Here is a 17,444-nt window from a genome sequence, read left to right on the forward strand (position 1 = left end):
AGGAGCCGGTTCACAGCTGCACGCTGAAACTCACACTCAGCCGTGGCTCGCGGTCAAAGCTGTCGAGGGCAACATCCGACAGCGGCTTGGCCAGCTCCAGTGCCAGGTTGTAGAAACGCCCGTCACCGATGCGCAGCCCCAAAGCCACTGAACTCAAGTGTGCATCGCGCAGGTCCACCTCGTTGAACCAGGTGCGCGCGGTGTCCAGTACGGCATAAGGTTGCAGCAACTTTACCCAGCGGCCATCGCCGTTGAAACTGTAATTGAGCTCATAGGCCAGGCCCCAGCCCTTGTCGCCCAGGGCCTGGTCGGCGGGGTAACCGCGGGCAAAGCTCTGCCCGCCGAACACCACCCGCTCGCTGTCGGGCAGGCTGTCGCGGCTCCAGTACAAGGCCGCCGACGCCACCCCCTGCCAATTGCCGAACAGGCGATCGCTCTGCAAACCGGACAAACGCAGGCGGAGGAAATCCAGGTCGAAATCGCTGTTGCTTTTCGCCCCCAGGTAATCCAGGCCCTGATAGGCGCCACCACTGACAATCCGCAGTTGGTCGGCATCGGCCTTGCGCCACTCGCCTTCAAAGCCCAGGGCACGCACATCGGTGCGATTGCTCAGCCGCAAGGGCGCGTCGACCGCGCGATACTCAACATCGTCATTGACCATGTAGAAACGCGCAGCAACGTTGAGCGACTCACCGGGCGCGGCCAGCAGCACCTGGCTGAGGCCCGCCGAAAAGCGGTCGTTCTCGCGATGGGCCTTGAGCTGGGTGCCATCGCCGAGCAGCACCTGGGCACTGGGGTCGCTGTCGTAACGCGAGGCCGACAGGTGCAACTGGCTGCCCTGATCGTCCAGGTACTGGGAGTAGTCCAGGCGAAAATAGCTTTCGTGATCTTCCCCGCGCGGCGCCAGAGCGGTGACGCTGAACTGTTCGGCCAGCGCCGTCTGCGCGTTGCTGCTCACGCTGAGCAAGGCCTGGGGGTCATCGCGGGTGCCATCGGTGACGGTCAGGTTGCCGCTGAACGGCCGGCGCCTGGCCTCGACGATCAGCCGGCTGGTACCACTGACAGGGTTGGCAGGCGCTAGGCTTGCCTGCACGCTGAAGCCGGGCAGGCGGCTCATCAGCGCGACGTAGCGCTCGAAGGTGGCGCGGGTCAGCGGCCGTTCGGCCTTGAGCCGGCCCACCAGTTGCTCAACGTAGGCCGCCGCCGGGCCCACCTCGCCGTGCAGCTCGAGTTCATCGATGTAGCCTTCGACCAGCACCACCCGCACCCGGCCATCGGCGAAGTCCTGCTCGGGCAGGTAGGCATGCGACAACAGGTAGCCGTCCTGCTGGTAGCGCTGGGTCAGGCGCTGGGTGGCGTCGATCAGCTCGCCGAGGCTGACCTCGCGGCCGGCCAGGCTCTGGTAGTTGTCGCGCAGGTCACTCAAGGGGTAGATGCTGCCGCCTTCGAAGCGCACTTTGCGCAGGAAGATCCGCGTGTCGCGCAGCAACGGCCGGGCCTGGGTTACCGGCACCGGCACCAGCACTCCCGGGTTGCTTGGCCGGTAGGCATCGGCCGGCAGATTGGGGGCCGGCAGGTTGCGTTCGATTTCGTGGCTGTCGAGAAAACGCGGCAGGGGTTCGCTGCTGGCAACGCTCACCCAGGACAACCCCACTATCGCGACGGCCAACGCACGCATCGGACACTCCATGATCCCGAACAGTACAAGGCCGCCAGGGCGGCGGCCTCGTCAATCCAAGCGTAGGTGCTGGCCCTGTCATCGTCTAATAGAGAGCGTCAGTCATTGACCTGAAATTCGACCCGGGCGGTTTCGCCGCTTTCATCCAGGGCGCTCAGCTCGAAGCGCCCGGCCTGCTCGAAGCTTGCCGTGAGGTTCTCCTGACCGCTGGTTTCGCCCAGCGGCGCACCGTTGAGGAACCACCAGTGGCGTCCGTTACCGCCAAGGGCCGAGACCTTGAAACGCAATGGTTCGCTGCTGGTGGCCGGGCGGCGTAGCTGATCGCCCTGGCGCACGCCGACGATTGACAGCGGCGGCGCACTGGCCGGCACCTGCGGCGGGCATTGCGGGTCGACCTTGGGCAAGCGCGCCTCGCGGCGTTCCACCCTTGGCAGCCACGGTTCAAGTGGCGACGGCCAGAGGGCGATTTCCCGGGCCTGGGCGCCGGCGCAGGTAGCGTCGACACGCAAGCCCTGATCGTTGACCCAGACCGTCTCGCGCAAGCCGACACTCAAGGGCTGGTCCTGGGCCAGCAGGGTTGGCGGCGTGGTACCGTCCAGGGTCCAGGCAAAACGCTGGCGCCGGCAATTGGGGTCCTGGCGGGCCATGGGTTGGCCGAGCGGCCAGCAGATCGCCGCAACCCCGACGTTGGCCGGCACCGCCGCCAGGGGTGTGGCAATCCCGCGCTGGCTGTCGCGGTTGCTCAGCACATCATGCACCTGCAGCATCAACGGCGCCGCCGAGGCCAGGCCGAACTGGCCGGGCACCGGCGTGCCATCCGGGCGGCCGATCCAGATCCCGATCAGGTAACGCGGGCCGACGCCAATCGACCAGGCATCGCGAAAGCCATAGCTGGTGCCGGTCTTCCACGCCAGTTGCGGGCGCTGCACTAGCTCTGCGTGAGGGTCGCGGTCCGGGCGCGCCTGGCCGCTGAGAATCCGCCGGATAATCCAGGCACTGCCGGGCGACAGCAGGCGTCGCTCAAGCAGCGGGTCATTGGGTTGCAAGCGGATCGGCGCACTCAGGCCATCGCGGGCAAACGCGGCGTAGCCGCCCACCAGGTCTTCCAGGCGGCTACCGGCGCCGCCGAGAATCAGCGACAGGTTAGGCTCGGCCAGCGGCGGCAAGATCAACGGCACGCCGCCACTGCGCATCTGCGCGGCAAAGCGTTTCGGCCCGTAGGCTTCAAGCAGTTGCACCGCCGGCAGGTTCAACGACAGGGCCAGGGCGGAACTGGCCGCCACCGGCCCGCTGAAGCCCATGGAGAAGTTGCCCGGGCGGTAGTCGCCGTAGCGGCGCGGCACGTCCTGCAGCAAGGATTCGGAATGGATCAGGCCATCGTCCATGGCCATGCCATAGAGGAACGGCTTGAGGGTCGAGCCGGGGGAACGCAGGGCGCTGATCATGTCGACGTGGCCAAAGCGGCGCTCGTCATTCAGGTCCACCGACCCCAGGTAGGCGCGCACCGCCATGTTCTGCGCCTCGACCACCAGAATCGCCGCCGAGGTCCGCTCGGGCAGGCGCGCACGCCAGCCCAGCAGCAGGTCTTCCAGGCGCCGTTGCAACGAGGCGTCGAGAGTGGTGCGAATCAACGGCGGGCTGTGCGGGCGGTTCAGCCGTCGCGCCAATAATGGCGCCAGCGCCGGCTCCTGACGTGGTGCCAGCAACAGCGGTTCCTCTTCTGCTTCGGCGACCCGTTGCTGCGGCCACACCTGGTACTCGGCCAGGCGCTGCAAGACCTTGTCGCGCGCCGCCTGGGCGCGCTCCGGGTGCCGATCCGGGCGCAGGCGGCTGGGCGCCTGGGGCAACACCGCGAGCAAGGCCGCCTCTGAAGGCGTCAGGTGCATCGGCGACTTGCCAAGATAGGCCCAGCTGGCCGCGGCGACACCCTGCAAGGTGCCGCCGAACGGCGCACGGTTGAGGTAGATCTCGAGGATCTGCGCCTTCGACAGGTGCCATTCCAGTTGCGCGGTACGCCACAGCTGGCGCAGCTTGCCAGGCAGCGTGCGCGAGTGCGGGTCGAGCAGGCGCGCGACCTGCATCGACAGGGTGCTACCACCAGACAGCACCCGGCCACCGCGCAGGTTCTGCCAGGCCGCGCGGCCCAGGGCCAGCGGGTTGACACCGGGGTGATGGTAGAACCAGCGGTCCTCGTAGGTCAGCAACGCCTCCAGGTAATAAGGCGAAACCTGCTCGGCAGTGACCGGGTAGCGCCACACCCCGTCGGCATCGGCAAAGCGCCACAGCGGCGTGCCGTCTTCGGCCAGGACTACCCGGGCGAGGTCATCGGCCGGCATCGGCAACGGCCAGATGCGGTCGGCAAGCCATAGCAAGGCAATCAGCAGCAAGGGGATGGCGAGCAGCAAACCCAGGGGTTTGCCGATGACGCCACGCAGGCGAGCTAAGATGTGCATCAGGCCCTCCTGGCGTAGCAGCTACGCAGGGAACCGACCCGGCCCTGGCATGGCCAAAGGCTTGGCAACGGCGCATTCGCCGAATTGATCATCAGGAAGCAACTATGCATGTAGAAGGTTTTTTCGAGTGGCTCGGCCAGGCGCTGGGGGCGGTGATCCGGTTTATCGTCGACGGCCTGAGCGGGTTGTTCAACCTGCTGGCCAACGCCGGTGGCAATTTCATCGAGGGCCTGTCACGCACCCTGGGCATGGACACTTCGCTGGTCAGCATCCTCGCCCTGATCATCGGCCTGATGTTGCTGTACTCGGCGATCCGCGCCTTCATGCGCGCCTCGATCATACTCGGCATCATCTGGCTGGTGCTGGGTTTGTGGGTGCTGAGCTGGATCATTCACTGACTAAATAGAAGGTGTGGGAGCGGATGAGCCCGCTCCCACAACGCCCTGTGTCAGCGGCCTTTAACCACCAACTCGGCAGGCGATTCGCCCACCGCGTTGTAGTTCGGCCGGTACATCGACTCGACCTGCGGCGGCGGTACCTTGTAGGTCCCCGGGGTTACCGCGCGGGCCAGGTACAGCAGGTGGGTGGTGGAGTACTGGTCGATACTCAGCGCCGCCACGTAGCGGTCATCACGAAACTCCTGATGCACGACCGCGGCGTTCTGCATCGACTCGCGCCATTGCTTCACTGCACTGCTGGCGTTCTCAAGGCTTGCCGCGCTTTGCGCCAGGTTCTGGTTTTCCAGCTCCAGGCCCGCCGGTAGCAGGTCGACCACCAGGGCATCCGGCACCTGGGTATTGGCCGTCACCGCCAGGTGCACCAGCACCAGGTCACCGCTCTTGAGCGCCTTGATGTCCAGGGCCTGGCCATTCATGCCGAGGAACTCGCGGCGGATGGTCATGCCGCTGCCGCGGGCAACCGGGGCCTGGCGCGGATAACCGGACAGGGTCAGTTGCTGGAACAGCGTCTCGCTGCCTTCGTTCTGGATGGTCAGCGGCGAGGCCAGCAGCGGGCCTTCGAGTTTCATCCCCGATTGCTCGTTGTTGAATTCGCGCACTTCACCGGCGCTGTCCAGGCGTGCCGACCAGTTGCCTTCAGGCTTGCGCAGCAGGCCACGACCGGCAAGGTACAGCGCGTTGCGCTCCTGGGTCGACAGCCAGCGGTTACCCGCCATCTGGTCGGAAAGCTCGAACAGCCGTGCGTCGAGCTTGTCGCTGGCCAGGTTGTTTTCGGTCAGCAGCGACAGGATCAGCGCCTGGTCACGCACCGGGCTGCCGTAGTCGGCCAGCCAGCTGTTCTCGCTACGGGTGACCGCCAGGCCAGCCTGCAGCGCCTGTTGCGCACGCGGCTTGTCGCCCATCTTGTCGAGGGCGATGGCCAGTTGTACCAGCGGCAAGCCGGAACGCGCATCGCTGCGCCGCTCGAACAGGCTGCGCAGGGCGCCCAGCGGCGCTTGCTGGGTACGCGCCAGCACCAGGGCAGCATAGGACTGCACGGCAAAGCGGCTGTGCTCGGCGTTCTGGCTGTAGCTGATCTCGATCAGGTTGCGCTCCTGCAGGTAGCGCAGCAGGCGCTCGCTGGCTTTTTTCAGGGCCTCGGGCGGCACGGCATAACCTTGCTCGCGTGCACGCAGGAGGAAGTCGGTGACATAGGCGGTCAGCCAGTATTCTTCCTCGTCGTCAGCGCTCCACAGGCCAAAGCTGCCGTTGTAGCGCTGCATGCCCAGCAGGTGCTCGATGCCCATCTCGATCTTGCGCTTGCGCACGTCCGCCGGCTCACCCTTGATGCCCAGGCGCTTGAGCGTCGCGGCATCGGCGTACAGCGACGGGTACAGGCCACTGGTGGTCTGTTCCAGGCAGCCGTACGGGTAGGCTTCGAGGGCGCGGATCTGCTCGGCCAGGTTCAGCGGCGGGCGGCTCGACAGCGCCAGTGAGGCCTCGAGGCCCACCGGCTCGAACAGCGCCAGGTCAGCTTCCGGCAGGGTCCAGGGCTGGTCTTTGAGAGCGACGCGATAGTGCTGCAGCATTGCCGGGTAGGCCGGGCGAATGCCCAGGGTCCAGTCGCGGCTGAAGGCCGTGGCCGACTCGCCTGGCAGTTGCAGCCCTTGCACCTCGACCTTGACCTTGCCCTGGCCCAGGCCACCGCTGGCCTGCACCGGCACCAGCAGGGTGACGCGCTTGCCTTCGGTGAGGCTCAGGGTTTGTTCGGCGGCGCCGAGCAGATTCAACTGGCCTTCGGTGCTCAGGCGCACGGTCAGGTTCTGTGCCTTGCCCGACAGGTTGGAGAGGTCCAGGGCCAGAGTCGTGCGGTCGCCGCCGGCGAGGAAGCGCGGCGCCGAAAGCTCGGCAATCAACGGCGCGGCAACCACGGTCTTGCCTTCGGCCATGCCGTAGCGCTCGTCGGTCCAGGCCTGGGCCATCAGCCGCAGCTCACCGTTGAAGTCAGGGATATCGACCGTCGCTTCACCTTCACCCTTGTCATTGAGGGTTACCGGGGCGCTTTGCTTGGCAACGATGGTCACCGTGGTGTTCGGGCGCTTGCCGCCCTTGGCCATGGCCGCATCACCACCGAAGGCCAGGCTGGCCAGACGGCCCTGCCCGGCTTCGATCAACTGGCCATAGATATCCAGTTGGTCAGCACCATAGGCCTTGCGGCCAAACATGCCGGTAAACGGGTCGGGGGTTTCGAACTCGGTGATGTTGAGGATGCCCACGTCCACTGCTGCCAGCAGTACATGCACCTGTTTGGGCACGCTGCCGTCGGCGTTGCGCGCTTGCACCTTGACGGTCAGCGGCTGCTTGGGACGCATTTTTTCCGGGGCATTGAGGGTTACCGCCAGCTTGCGCTCGTGGCGATCCAGCGGCAGGTGCAGCACACCCACGGCACGTTTCGGCGTGGCATTGACCTTGCGCTCGCCCGGGCGAATCACCAGGGCGCTGACATACAGGTCATGGCGCGCCCACTTCGGATCGAGCTTGACGGCAAAGCTCTTGCCTTCGGCCGGTACATCGATTTCTTCCCACCACAGCGGGCCTTCGCTGGACTCGACCATCAAGTAGCCGGTGCCTGCGGCAGGCGGAGTGACGGTGATATTGGCGGTAGCGCCATCGGCATACGACGGTTTGTCCAGGGCCAGTTTGACCTGGTCCGGACGTACGGCGCCGCCGTCGGCGTTGTCCTGGGCACGGTAGCCGGCCCAGAAACGCCCGCTCGACACCAGGCCGGTCTGCGGGTCTTCGACCTCGACGCGGTACGGGCCCCAATCAACCAGGAAGTTGACCCGGGCGGTGGAGCCGGCCTTGACGTTGACCGTCTCTTCGCTCTGGATGAGGAATTTCTCGTTGTAGTTGTAGCTCCAGCCGTCGCTCTGCGAGTAGTTCCAGTAGTAGTCGCGGCGCTCGCGAATCAGGCGCACCTTGAGGTTGTTGACCGCCAGCTTGTTGCCTTGCGGGTCGGCCACCAGCACTTCGAATTCCACCGGGCCTTCGCCATCGGTTTCTTCACCCTCGAACAGACCGCGCAAGCCAGGCAGGCGCCCGGCCGGCCAGATCGGTTGCTCAAGGCGGCGGGTGATCGGCCGGCCACCGGACTCCTGCAGGCTGGCCTGCACGGTCAGTTGCAGCGGCGAACGGGCTTCGGACCATTTGCTTTCGATGTTCAGGGTGGTCTTGCCGTTGCTGTCCAGGGTGACTTCGTCGAGCTCCAGGTCCTGGCTCAGTTCCTCTTCGGTGATCGAACCGAACTGATAGCCCGGCAGTGCCGGCACCGCTTCACGCAGCGGGCGCACATAGGCCTGGCCGCTCAGGCGATTGCCCGAAGCCGGGGCGCCGTACAGGTAGCGACCGTTGACCTTGATCTGCGCAGTCTGGTCCGGGCTCAGCGGCTTGTCGCTGCCCTTGAGTTCCAGGGCCAGACGCTCGGGCAGGAAATCTTCGACAAGGAACTCGAACACCTGCTTCTTGCCGCCGCCGAGGTCGAACAGCAACTGCCAGCGCCCGGTCGGCGCTTCATCGGCCAGTTGCAGCTGATACTGATAGAAGCCATTGGCATCGGCTTCCCAGACGAACTTGCGGCTGATCTGCTCATCCGGACGGCGCACTTCCACGGTCACCGGTTGCGGCTTGAGCGGGCGGCCATCCTGGTCACGCAACAGGCCGTTGAGCAGCACGGTTTCACCCGGGCGATAAAGGTCGCGCGGGCCGAACACGAAGAACTGCAGCGGGTTGGCCTGGGGGCCGGTGATGTCGAATTCGGCCAGGTCCAGGGCAGCGCTATTGAGGCGCAGCATGGTGGTGTGCACGCCCTGATGGGCCAGCAGGGTTTCGGCCTTGGGTGGCGTCGGCAACTGGGCATGGCCGTCGCTGTCGGTCTTGGCCTGGGCCAGCACGCGGCCTTCGCCGTCGAGCAGTTCCAGCTCGACACCGCTCAGCGCCTTGCCACCTTCCAGGCCTTGGGTGAAGACATCCAGGCGGTTCTGGTAACGGTGCGCCGAGACGCCGATGTCACTGAGGGTGAACAGCGTCGCCGGTTGCGTGTAGTCGTAGGTTCCGGAGGCGCGCATTACCGCCAGGTACACGCCTGGCTCTTGCAGCGGCTTGATGCCGGCAATCGGCAGCAGCACGGTTTCGCGGGTGTTCTTCGCCGGGTTGAGGTCGAAGCGGCCGCTGTAAACCAGCTCGGTCATGTCCAGGATTTCTTTGGACGTGTAGTAGTACAGGCTGCTGTTGCGGCCCCAGGTGGCGAGGAACGGCGACAGTTTGTCCGACTTGATGCGGAAGAACTCGACATCGACCTTGTTGACGTTCAAGGCGATCACCGGCAGGCCTTCGGCCAGTCGCGTCGGCAGCAGCGAGCCACGGCTGGCGAAGCCGATGGTCGATTGCATGTCGCGGGTTTCCAGGCGGCTGATCGACTCGGCGGGCAGGCGCTTGCCATTGACCGCGAGCAGCCCGGCGTCGATGGTCAGCACCAGCTTGCGCTGGGGCTCCAGGTGGCGCAGACGCAGCTCCATCTTGTTGGCAGAAAGCTCCCAGGCGCCGTCGACCTTGCCTTTGACGGTATCGACCAGGTGCACCTTGTCAGCGAAGTTCTGCTGGTCATCCAGCGGCACCGAGAAGGTCAGGGCCAGGGCGCTGGCGCCATCGACCTGCACTTCCGAGACATCCACCACGCTCAGCTCGCGACCGGCATAACGCTTGGCCAGGGTCGCGGCATCGTCCTTGGCTGCAGCGGGCTTGGTCGCGTCTGCGGGTGCAGCCGGGGCGGCCGGGGCCGGGGCTGCGGGTTGGTCCTGGGTCTGCGCAGGCGGGGCCGCGGGGGCCGGTTTGTCCGGGGCAGACGAATCGCAGGCACTGAGCAAGGCCAGCGCGCAGGCCAGCAACAATCCTTTGTTGAGCATGGGAGTAGTAACTCTCGGGCAGCGGAATCTTAGGGGTGCACTATATATCAACCGCGCCGCAACAGTGATGCGGCGAGCGGATGTGAGACCGCCTTCGCACGATTTGGTGCCCGCAGCGGCTACAATGCCGGCTTGCCAGGAGCTTTCATGTCCCGTTTGCTGACCGACTGGCGCGACCGCCCGACCCATATCAAGGTCTGGGCGCTGGCCGCGCCGATGATACTTTCGAACATTTCCGTACCGCTGGTGGCCCTGGTCGACAGCGCCGTGATTGGCCACCTGCCCCATGCTCATCAGCTCGGTGCGGTGGCGGTGGGCGCCAGCCTGTACACCTTCCTGGCCTGGGTGATGGGCTTTCTGCGCATGGGCTCGACCGGTTTCGCCGCCCAGGCGGCGGGTCGTGCCGACGGCGCAGCACTGCGCCAAGTGTTGCTCCAGGGCCTGTTGCTGGCGCTGTTTTTCGCCCTGCTGCTGGGTGTTCTGGCCCTGCCGTTCAGCCACCTGGCGCTGCAACTTATGCAGCCCTCGGCAGCGCTGGAGCAGTCGACCCACGACTTCTTCCAGACCCGCCTGCTTGGCCTGCCGGCGGCGCTGGCCAGCTTCGCCCTGGTCGGCTGGTTCCTCGGCACCCAGAACGCCAGGGCGCCGCTGGCGATCCTGCTGACCACCAACCTGCTCAACATCGCCCTCAACCTGTGGTTCGTGCTCGGCCTGGACTGGGGCGTGATCGGTTCGGCGCGGGCCTCGGTGATTGCCGAATGGAGCGCCGCCCTGCTCGGCCTGGCCCTGACCCGCCCGGCCCTGCGCGCTTACCCCGGGCAGATCGCCTGGGCACTGCTGGCACGCTGGCAGAGCTGGCGGCCGCTGCTGAGCGTCAACCGCGACATCTTCATCCGCAGCCTGGCGCTGCAAGCGGTGTTCTTCCTGATTACCGTGCAAGGCGCACGCCTGGGTGAAGCGACCGTGGCAGCCAATGCCTTGCTGCTCAATGGCCTGCTGCTCACCGCCTACGCCCTTGATGGCCTGGCCCATGCGGTCGAAGCGCTGTGCGGGCACGCCATCGGCGCTGGCGATCGCCAGGCGCTGCGCCGCTCACTGACCGTCGCCTGCGGCTGGTCGCTGCTGGCCAGCAGCGGCTTTGCCGTGTTGTTTTTGCTCGGTGGGCATCTGTTCATCAACATGCAGACCGACATCGCCAACGTGCGCGAAACCGCCTACCAGTACTTGCCGTACCTGGCCTTGCTGCCGTTGATCGCGGTGTGGAGCTATCTGCTCGATGGCTTGTTCATCGGCGCCACGCGGGCGCGGGAGATGCGCAACGGCATGCTGCTCAGCGTGCTCATCGCCCTGCCGGTTGCCTATCTGGCTCGCGATCTGGGCAACCACGGCCTGTGGCTGGGCTTTCTGCTGTTCATGGCCTTGCGCGGGGTAACGCTGGGGGTGATGGGCTGGCGGTTGCAGCGGCGGGATGGGTGGTTTGTGCGTCGGTAGTTGAAAGCATCGCGGGTCAAGTCGGGTCGACGCACCGCCGCTCCCACAGATTCAGCATCATGCCGACCCTGTAGGAGCGGCGGTGCGGCGACCCGACTTGACCCGCGATAGGATCGACGCGCAGCCAGCGACTGCACGCGACCCGCACCACTGATCAGCTCGACAGGTACGACGAACGGGTCAGGCCCAGACGCAGGGCGTCGAGGAACTGGGTCTTCTCACGGGCGGTGATCTTGGCGCTGGCGCACTTGTCGCGGTAGTGAGTCATCAACTCCTCCGGCGACAGGTGCACGTAGCGCAGCATGTCTTCGATGGTGTCATGGGTCTCGATACCGGCGTGGTACACGCTGCCGTTCGGGTTCTGGTAGATGTTCACCGAGTCGGTATCACCGAACAGGTTGTGCATGTCACCGAGGATTTCCTGGTAGGCACCGACCAGGAAGATACCCAGCAGGTAGTCTTCACCTTCGTTGATCGCGTGCACCGGCAGGCTGGTCTCGATGCTCTGCTCGTCGACGTACTGGTTGATCTTGCCGTCCGAGTCGCAGGTCAGGTCTTGCAGCACGGCGCGGCGCAGCGGCTCTTCGTCGAGGCGATGCAGCGGCAGGATCGGCAGGACCTGGCCAATGGCCCAGGTGTCCGGCAGGCTCTGGAACACCGAGAAGTTGCAGATGTACTTGTCGGCCAGCTTGTCGTTGAGTTCGTCGAGCACCTGGCGGTGCGAGCGTTGCCGGGCCTTGAGCGAGTTGTGCAGGCGCCGGCACACGGCAAAGTAGCACTGCTCGGCCAGGGCTTTCTCGGCCAGGGTGATCTTGCCGTCGGCATACTGGGCGGCCACATCGCTCATGTAGTGAGTGGCGCGCCAGTAGGTTTCGGTGACCATCTCGATATCGGTCGGGCCGAGCAGGTCGGCCAGCCACTGCACGGTCTCGGGCAGGCTTTCCTTGTTCTCGATCAGCGGCACTTCGTCGTTGTGCTTCTCGACGTCGGTCACCTGCACCACCAGCACGGCGTGGTGCGCGGTCAGCGAGCGGCCGCTCTCCGAGAAAATATGCGGATGCGGCAAGCCCTGGGCATCGCAGAACTCCTTGAGCATGCCGACCACGACACCGGCGTAGTCATCCATGTCGTAGTTGATCGAACTGGCGTTGCGCGAGTGGGTGCCGTCGTAGTCCACACCCAGGCCGCCGCCGACGTCGATGTGATCGACCGGCAGGCCCAGCGCGCGCAGCTCGCCGTAGTAACGGATGGCTTCCTTGAAACCGTGCTGGTAGTCGGCCAGGTTGGCGATCTGCGAGCCCATGTGAAAGTGCAGCAGGCGGATGCCCTGGTCCAGGCCGGCATCGCGAAAACGCTGCACCACCGAGATCAGTTGCGCCGCCGACAGGCCGAACTTGGACTTCTCGCCACCGGTATCGGCCCACTTGCTCGAGGCCAGCGACGACAGGCGAACGCGCAGGCCAACTTGCGGCTTGACCTTGAGCTCGGCGGCTTCTTCGATCACCAGGGCCACTTCCGACTCTTTCTCGATGACGATAAAGACGTTGTGGCCGAGTTTCTGGCCCATCAGTGCCAGGCGGATGAACTCGCGGTCCTTGTAACCGTTGCAGACGATGGTGCCGCCTTTCGGTGCCAGCGCCAGCACGGCCAGCAGCTCAGGCTTGGAGCCGGCTTCAAGGCCAATGGAAACGTTTTGGGTGGCGATGATGTTTTCCACCACCGCTTCTTGCTGGTTGACCTTGATCGGGTACAGCGCGGTGTACTGGCTCTGGTATTCCAGGCGCGCGATGTTGGCGTCAAAAGCGCCAGTCAGCTGGCGCACGCGGTCCTGGAGGATGTCCGGGAAACGTACCAGCAGCGGCAGCGACAGGCCGCTCTTGCGCAGTTCGTCGACCTGTTCGAACAGGTCGATCGGCGCGCTGCCAGGCCCGTTCGGGCGGACTTCGACGCGCCCGGCCTCGTTGATTGCGAAGTAGCCGGCCCCCCAATGGCGAATGCCGTAAACACTGCGGCTGTCCGCAACTGTCCATTGGCTGCCATCGTCTTTGCGTGTGCGTCGTACGGACATTGAAGTCCCCTATATAGAAAGTCGAAAAACACCGGCCTGCATGGGGCGGGCGCAGTGTAAAACCTGAAAGTGACGATTATCCGTGTTCAGGGATAGACCCTTCCTACGGGAACGAGTTTAGAAAGCGAATTGCAAAAAATCGCGATGCAGTCTTCAGCCGCCGGACTTTTTCGCTTTGAAGCCCTGTTTGATCAGTTCGGCCAGCAGCAGCTCGACATGATCGCCCTGGATTTCGATGACCCCGTCTTTCAACGCGCCGCCGGTTCCGCAGCGGCGCTTGAGCGTGCTAGCCAGATCCTTGAGCTGTTCCAGGGGCAGCGGCACGCCGCTGATGGTCGTCACCGTCTTGCCGCCACGGCCCTTGCTTTCGCGACGCACGCGAGCAATGCCATCGCCTTCGGGGATGAGCGTCTGTTTGCAGATGCAGGCATCTATGGGTTTGCTGCAGTCCGGGCAATGCCGGCCTGCATCAGTGGAGAACACCAGGCCACCGAGGGCGGCGAATGATGCGGCTTTCTTGGCCACTTTTGATCCTCTACGGTGAGGATAAAAACTGGTCGACGCCCCTGGCGGGGTACCGACCGCGAAGCCCCACTCTGGCAGGGGCAGCGCAACTGCCGCATGAAGCGTGCGGCAGCCTTTAAAGGCCGCGCAGTGTAACGATAAAAGTCGCGAATGCTAAGTACAAAACTGCGCCATTTTGCATGTGTTTAGCGACGTCAGGCTCGACGGTCGAGGTAGCGCCGCAAGGCAGCCAGTGAATCGGGGCAATATGGCTGTTGCTGGCTGTCGGCCAGGGCCTGCTCGACGGCGATGAAGCGTGCCTCGCTGACCTCTTCGGGCTGCAGGCGCAAAGGCCCGTCCCAGACCGCCGAGAACACCGCGCACCAGAGCCGGTTGCCGGTCTGGTCGAAGAAAAAACATTCATGCGCGGTGAGTTCGACCCCACCGACCCCCAGCTCTTCTTCCAGTTCGCGGGCCGCCGATTCGGCATAGCTCTCATCGGCCTGGACCATGCCACCGGCGGCGACATCCCAGTACCCGGGGTAAATCGCCTTGCTCTGGGTGCGCCGGTGCACGCACAGCTGGCCAGCGGAATTAAACAAGAGGATGTAGGTGCCGCGGCCAATCAGCCCGCGCTCGCGCAGCTCGGCGCGGGCCACGGCGCCGAGCAGGCGGTCGCTTTCGTCGACCCAGGCAATCAGTTCGCGGTCGGAGGCGGCGCGGTGCGCTGCCTCCTGCTCGGAGATCGACACCGATCAGCCCTGAGTCAGCAGTTGACGCAGGTCGATGACGGCAGCGTTGGCCCGCGAAATGTAGTTGGCCATGACCAGCGAGTGGTTGGCCCACATGCCAAAGCCGCTGCCATTGAGCACCATCGGGCTCCACAGCGGCTCCTGCGAGGCTTCCAGCTCACGGATGATCTGCCGTACGCTGACCGTGGCGTTCTTCTTCGCCAGCACATCGGCGAAGTCGACCTCAATGGCGCGCAGCAGGTGCGACAGCGCCCAGGCCTGGCCGCGGGCTTCGTAGAACACGTTGTCGATCTGCAGCCACGGGGTTTCGACCACTTCTTCGTCAAGCTGCGGCACCTGGCCCGGCAGCACCGACTCGGTCTTCAGGGTGCTGTTGAGCTTGACCCGGCCGACACTTGCCGACAGGCGCTGCGACAGCGAACCCAGGCGGGTGGCGACGTCGCCCAGCCAGTTGTTGAGGTTGTCGGCGCGGGTGTAGAACAGCGCGCCCTGCTGATCCTGCGAGGCCAGGCGGTTCTGGTAACGGGTCAGCGAGTTGATGCCTTCCTGGAACTCCGATTCGCTCGACGGCAGGATCCAGCTCTTGTTGTCGAAGTTGAAGCGCGGCTCGGCCTTGGCCAGGTCAGCGTCTTCGGTGGACTGCGACTGCGAGCGGGCAAAGTCCTTGCGCAGGGCGCGGCTCAGGTCACGCACCTGGACCAGCACGCCGTACTCCCAGCTGGGCATGTTGTCCATCCACAGGCCAGGCGGGAAGCGGTCGTTGGAAATATAGCCGCCGGGCTTGTTGAGCAGGGTGCCGGCCACGGTCTTGAGGGTTTCGATGGTGGTATAGCCGACGACCATCTGCTTGCCGGTTTTCTCGGCGGCCGCCTGGGCGTTCTGCTGCACCGGGAACAGGTCGGGCTCGGCGCTCCAGTACCAGCCCAGGCCCACGCACACCAGCAGGTACAGGCCGATCAGCGAGCCCAGGGCGCGGCTGAAGAACAACCCGCCAAAATAACTGCGGGTGGCAGCGGTGCGCGGTTCGACCCGCTCACGCGCCTCGGCTTTGCCTGTACGGTTTTTCCAGTCCAGCATGGCGTTGTCCTTTCAGTCACGTCGGTTCAAGGGGTTCGACCGCAACCCCCGGGCTTCGTGCCAGCGCGATGGGCTTTTAATGCCGCGCGCCACCTGCCGGGGTCGGCAAGTATCGCTGCACTATAAATCAAGCACGGCGCTTCGCATAAGCGACTATTGGGTCAGCAAATGAATAAACGGACTTGTACAGTTAATTGATACAAGGCACTCGATTGCCGGGAAAGTGGTGCTAGCATAGAGCCATCACTCGAACTCAGCCTCACCCCTTATAAGTAGTCAGGACATGACCGAGCCAGAAGACCCCAATCGTGAGCGCCTCAAGCAACACTTTGCCCAGCGGGTCATTCATCAGGCCCGGCAAATCCTCGAGATCTGGCAGCGCCTGCAGCGCAGCGAGTGGTCGACTGGCGACCTGGGTGAGCTGTGCGAAGCCAACCTGCGCCTGCAACGCTATGCCGAGCGCTTCGAGCAGCCCGAGCACAGCCAGCTGGCCGAGGCCATCGGCCATGCCCTGGAGGCGGTCGAAGCCAACAGCGCGCGCCTGAGCAGCCAGCTGATCAGCGACCTCAACCGGCTGATGCAACGTTTGTCGCGCACCGGCCTGCGCCAGGGCGACCAACTTGAGCAAGTGCCGCTGCCGCCGCTGCGCAAGCCGGTGTACATCATGCTCCAGGACCACGACCGCGCCGAGCGTCTGGCCCAGCAACTGGAATTCTTCGGCCTCGGTGTACAGGCCTTGTACAGCGCCGCCGCGTTCCAGGCGACCATGAGCGAACGGCTGCCCTCTGCAATCGTCATGGACGTCGACTTCACCGGCCCCGGTGTCGGCCTGCAACTGGCCGCCCAGGCCCAGCAGGGCCTGGAGCAGCGGGTGCCGTTGCTGTTCTTCAGCCTGCACGAAACCGACACGCCGACGCGCCTGGCCGCCGTGCGCGCCGGTGGCCAGGAGTTCCTTACCGGCACCCTGGAAGCCTCGAGCCTGCTGGAAAAGGTCGAGCTGCTGACCAGCGTCACCCAGTACGAACCGTTCAAGGTGCTGATCATCGACGACTCGCGGGCCCAGGCCCTGCACACCGAGCGCCTGCTCAACAGCGCCGGGATCGTCACCCGCACCCTGATCGACCCGATCCAGACCATGGCCGAGCTTGCCGACTTCCAGCCCGACCTGATCATCCTCGACATGTACATGCCGGCCTGCACCGGCACCGAGCTTGCCAAGGTGATCCGCCACAACGACCGTTATGTCAGCGTGCCGATCATCTACCTGTCGGCCGAGGACGATCTGGACAAACAGCTCGACGCCATGAGCGAGGGCGGTGATGACTTTTTGACCAAGCCGATCCGCTCGCGGCACCTGATCACCACCGTGCGCAACCGCGCCGCCCGGGCGCGCAACCTCAAGGCGCGGATGGTGCGCGACAGCCTCACCGGGCTGTACAACCACACCCATATCCTGCAATTGCTCGAGGACTGCAGCTTCCGTGCGCGCCGCGAAGCGCAGCCACTGAGCTTCGCCATGCTCGACATCGACCACTTCAAGAAGGTCAACGACAGCCACGGCCACCCCATGGGCGACCGGGTGATCAAGAGCCTGGCGCTGTTCCTCAAGCAGCGCCTGCGCAAGACCGACTTCATTGGCCGCTACGGCGGTGAAGAATTTGCCATCGTCATGCCCAACACCGACCTGGGCTCGGCGCACAAGGTGCTCGACGAAATTCGCCGGCGCTTTGCCGAGATCCATTACCCGGCCCAGCCGCGCGACTTGTCCTGCACCTTCAGTGCCGGCGTGGTGCAACTGAGCGAAGGCCTGGACGCCCTGAGCATGGCCACCTCCGCCGACGAGGCGCTGTACCGCGCCAAGGGTGCCGGGCGCAACTGCGTGCAACGGGTCGAAGCATAAAGGCAAAGTGCCAGTTTTTTTCACCGAACCGCCCGCTCCGTCATAACCCGGTCATAAAAACGCAATAACTTCAGGCGCTTACCATTCGGCCGTTGGTAGACACCGGACATGCGCCTGAAGCTG

The 17,444-nt window shown here is 64.9% G+C and carries 10 protein-coding genes; 3 read left to right on the forward strand and 7 right to left on the reverse strand.

From position 1 onward, the window contains the following. Window positions 1–10: 10 nt before the first annotated feature. Both BLR26_RS00250 and pbpC read right to left on the reverse strand, forming a co-directional pair. Window positions 11–1,678, reverse strand: a complete 1,668-nt coding sequence (locus tag BLR26_RS00250) for a ShlB/FhaC/HecB family hemolysin secretion/activation protein (protein WP_093376498.1) — start codon at window positions 1,676–1,678, stop codon at window positions 11–13. Between the two features lie 98 nt (window positions 1,679–1,776). Further along, window positions 1,777–4,131 (reverse strand): peptidoglycan glycosyltransferase PbpC, encoded by a 2,355-nt coding sequence (gene pbpC / locus BLR26_RS00255; RefSeq protein WP_093376502.1) that lies wholly within the window; start codon window positions 4,129–4,131, stop codon window positions 1,777–1,779. Window positions 4,132–4,235: 104 nt separating this feature from the next. On the opposite strand from pbpC, the gene BLR26_RS00260 reads away from it, so the two are divergent. Then, window positions 4,236–4,529 carry a hypothetical protein gene (locus BLR26_RS00260; RefSeq protein ID WP_038997361.1) on the forward strand — a complete coding sequence of 98 codons (294 nt, stop codon included), beginning with the start codon at window positions 4,236–4,238 and terminating at the stop codon, window positions 4,527–4,529. Window positions 4,530–4,579: 50 nt separating this feature from the next. Here BLR26_RS00260 and BLR26_RS00265 read toward each other — a convergent pair whose 3' ends face one another. Beyond that, on the reverse strand, window positions 4,580–9,529 hold the full coding sequence (locus BLR26_RS00265; protein ID WP_093376506.1) for an alpha-2-macroglobulin family protein: 4,950 nt from the start codon (window positions 9,527–9,529) through the stop codon (window positions 4,580–4,582). Between the two features lie 147 nt (window positions 9,530–9,676). Between BLR26_RS00265 and BLR26_RS00270 the strand changes: the two genes are divergently transcribed. After that, window positions 9,677–11,020 (forward strand): MATE family efflux transporter, encoded by a 1,344-nt coding sequence (locus BLR26_RS00270; RefSeq protein ID WP_093376511.1) that lies wholly within the window; start codon window positions 9,677–9,679, stop codon window positions 11,018–11,020. A gap of 154 nt (window positions 11,021–11,174) precedes the next feature. On the opposite strand, the gene speA is transcribed toward BLR26_RS00270, so the two are convergent. The 4 genes from speA to BLR26_RS00290 form a co-directional block, all read right to left on the reverse strand. After that, entirely contained in the window at window positions 11,175–13,088 is a 1,914-nt protein-coding gene (gene speA / locus BLR26_RS00275; protein ID WP_045197019.1) for an arginine decarboxylase, read from the reverse strand. A 153-nt stretch (window positions 13,089–13,241) separates the two neighbouring features. Then, window positions 13,242–13,613, reverse strand: coding sequence for a translation initiation factor Sui1 (locus BLR26_RS00280; protein WP_010221702.1), 372 nt, complete (start codon window positions 13,611–13,613; stop codon window positions 13,242–13,244). Window positions 13,614–13,807: 194 nt separating this feature from the next. Continuing rightward, window positions 13,808–14,344, reverse strand: coding sequence for an NUDIX hydrolase (locus BLR26_RS00285; protein WP_045197017.1), 537 nt, complete (start codon window positions 14,342–14,344; stop codon window positions 13,808–13,810). 3 nt (window positions 14,345–14,347) lie between these two features. Continuing rightward, window positions 14,348–15,421 (reverse strand): DUF2333 family protein, encoded by a 1,074-nt coding sequence (locus BLR26_RS00290; RefSeq protein ID WP_093376515.1) that lies wholly within the window; start codon window positions 15,419–15,421, stop codon window positions 14,348–14,350. 283 nt (window positions 15,422–15,704) lie between these two features. On the opposite strand from BLR26_RS00290, the gene BLR26_RS00295 reads away from it, so the two are divergent. Next, window positions 15,705–17,321, forward strand: a complete 1,617-nt coding sequence (locus BLR26_RS00295) for a diguanylate cyclase (RefSeq protein ID WP_093376519.1) — start codon at window positions 15,705–15,707, stop codon at window positions 17,319–17,321. The last annotated feature ends 123 nt before the right edge of the window (window positions 17,322–17,444 follow it).

Source organism: Pseudomonas sp. UC 17F4, from assembly GCF_900101695.1.
Classification (GTDB): Bacteria; Pseudomonadota; Gammaproteobacteria; order Pseudomonadales; family Pseudomonadaceae; genus Aquipseudomonas.

Coding starts and splice junctions, on each gene's coding strand:
- BLR26_RS00295 (WP_093376519.1), top strand. CDS start 15,705: ATGACCGAGCCAGAAGACCCCAATCGTGAGCGCCTCAAGCAACACTTT.
- BLR26_RS00250 (WP_093376498.1), bottom strand. CDS start 1,678: ATGCGTGCGTTGGCCGTCGCGATAGTGGGGTTGTCCTGGGTGAGCGTT.
- pbpC (WP_093376502.1), bottom strand. CDS start 4,131: ATGCACATCTTAGCTCGCCTGCGTGGCGTCATCGGCAAACCCCTGGGT.
- BLR26_RS00260 (WP_038997361.1), top strand. CDS start 4,236: ATGCATGTAGAAGGTTTTTTCGAGTGGCTCGGCCAGGCGCTGGGGGCG.
- BLR26_RS00290 (WP_093376515.1), bottom strand. CDS start 15,421: ATGCTGGACTGGAAAAACCGTACAGGCAAAGCCGAGGCGCGTGAGCGG.
- BLR26_RS00270 (WP_093376511.1), top strand. CDS start 9,677: ATGTCCCGTTTGCTGACCGACTGGCGCGACCGCCCGACCCATATCAAG.
- BLR26_RS00265 (WP_093376506.1), bottom strand. CDS start 9,529: ATGCTCAACAAAGGATTGTTGCTGGCCTGCGCGCTGGCCTTGCTCAGT.
- speA (WP_045197019.1), bottom strand. CDS start 13,088: ATGTCCGTACGACGCACACGCAAAGACGATGGCAGCCAATGGACAGTT.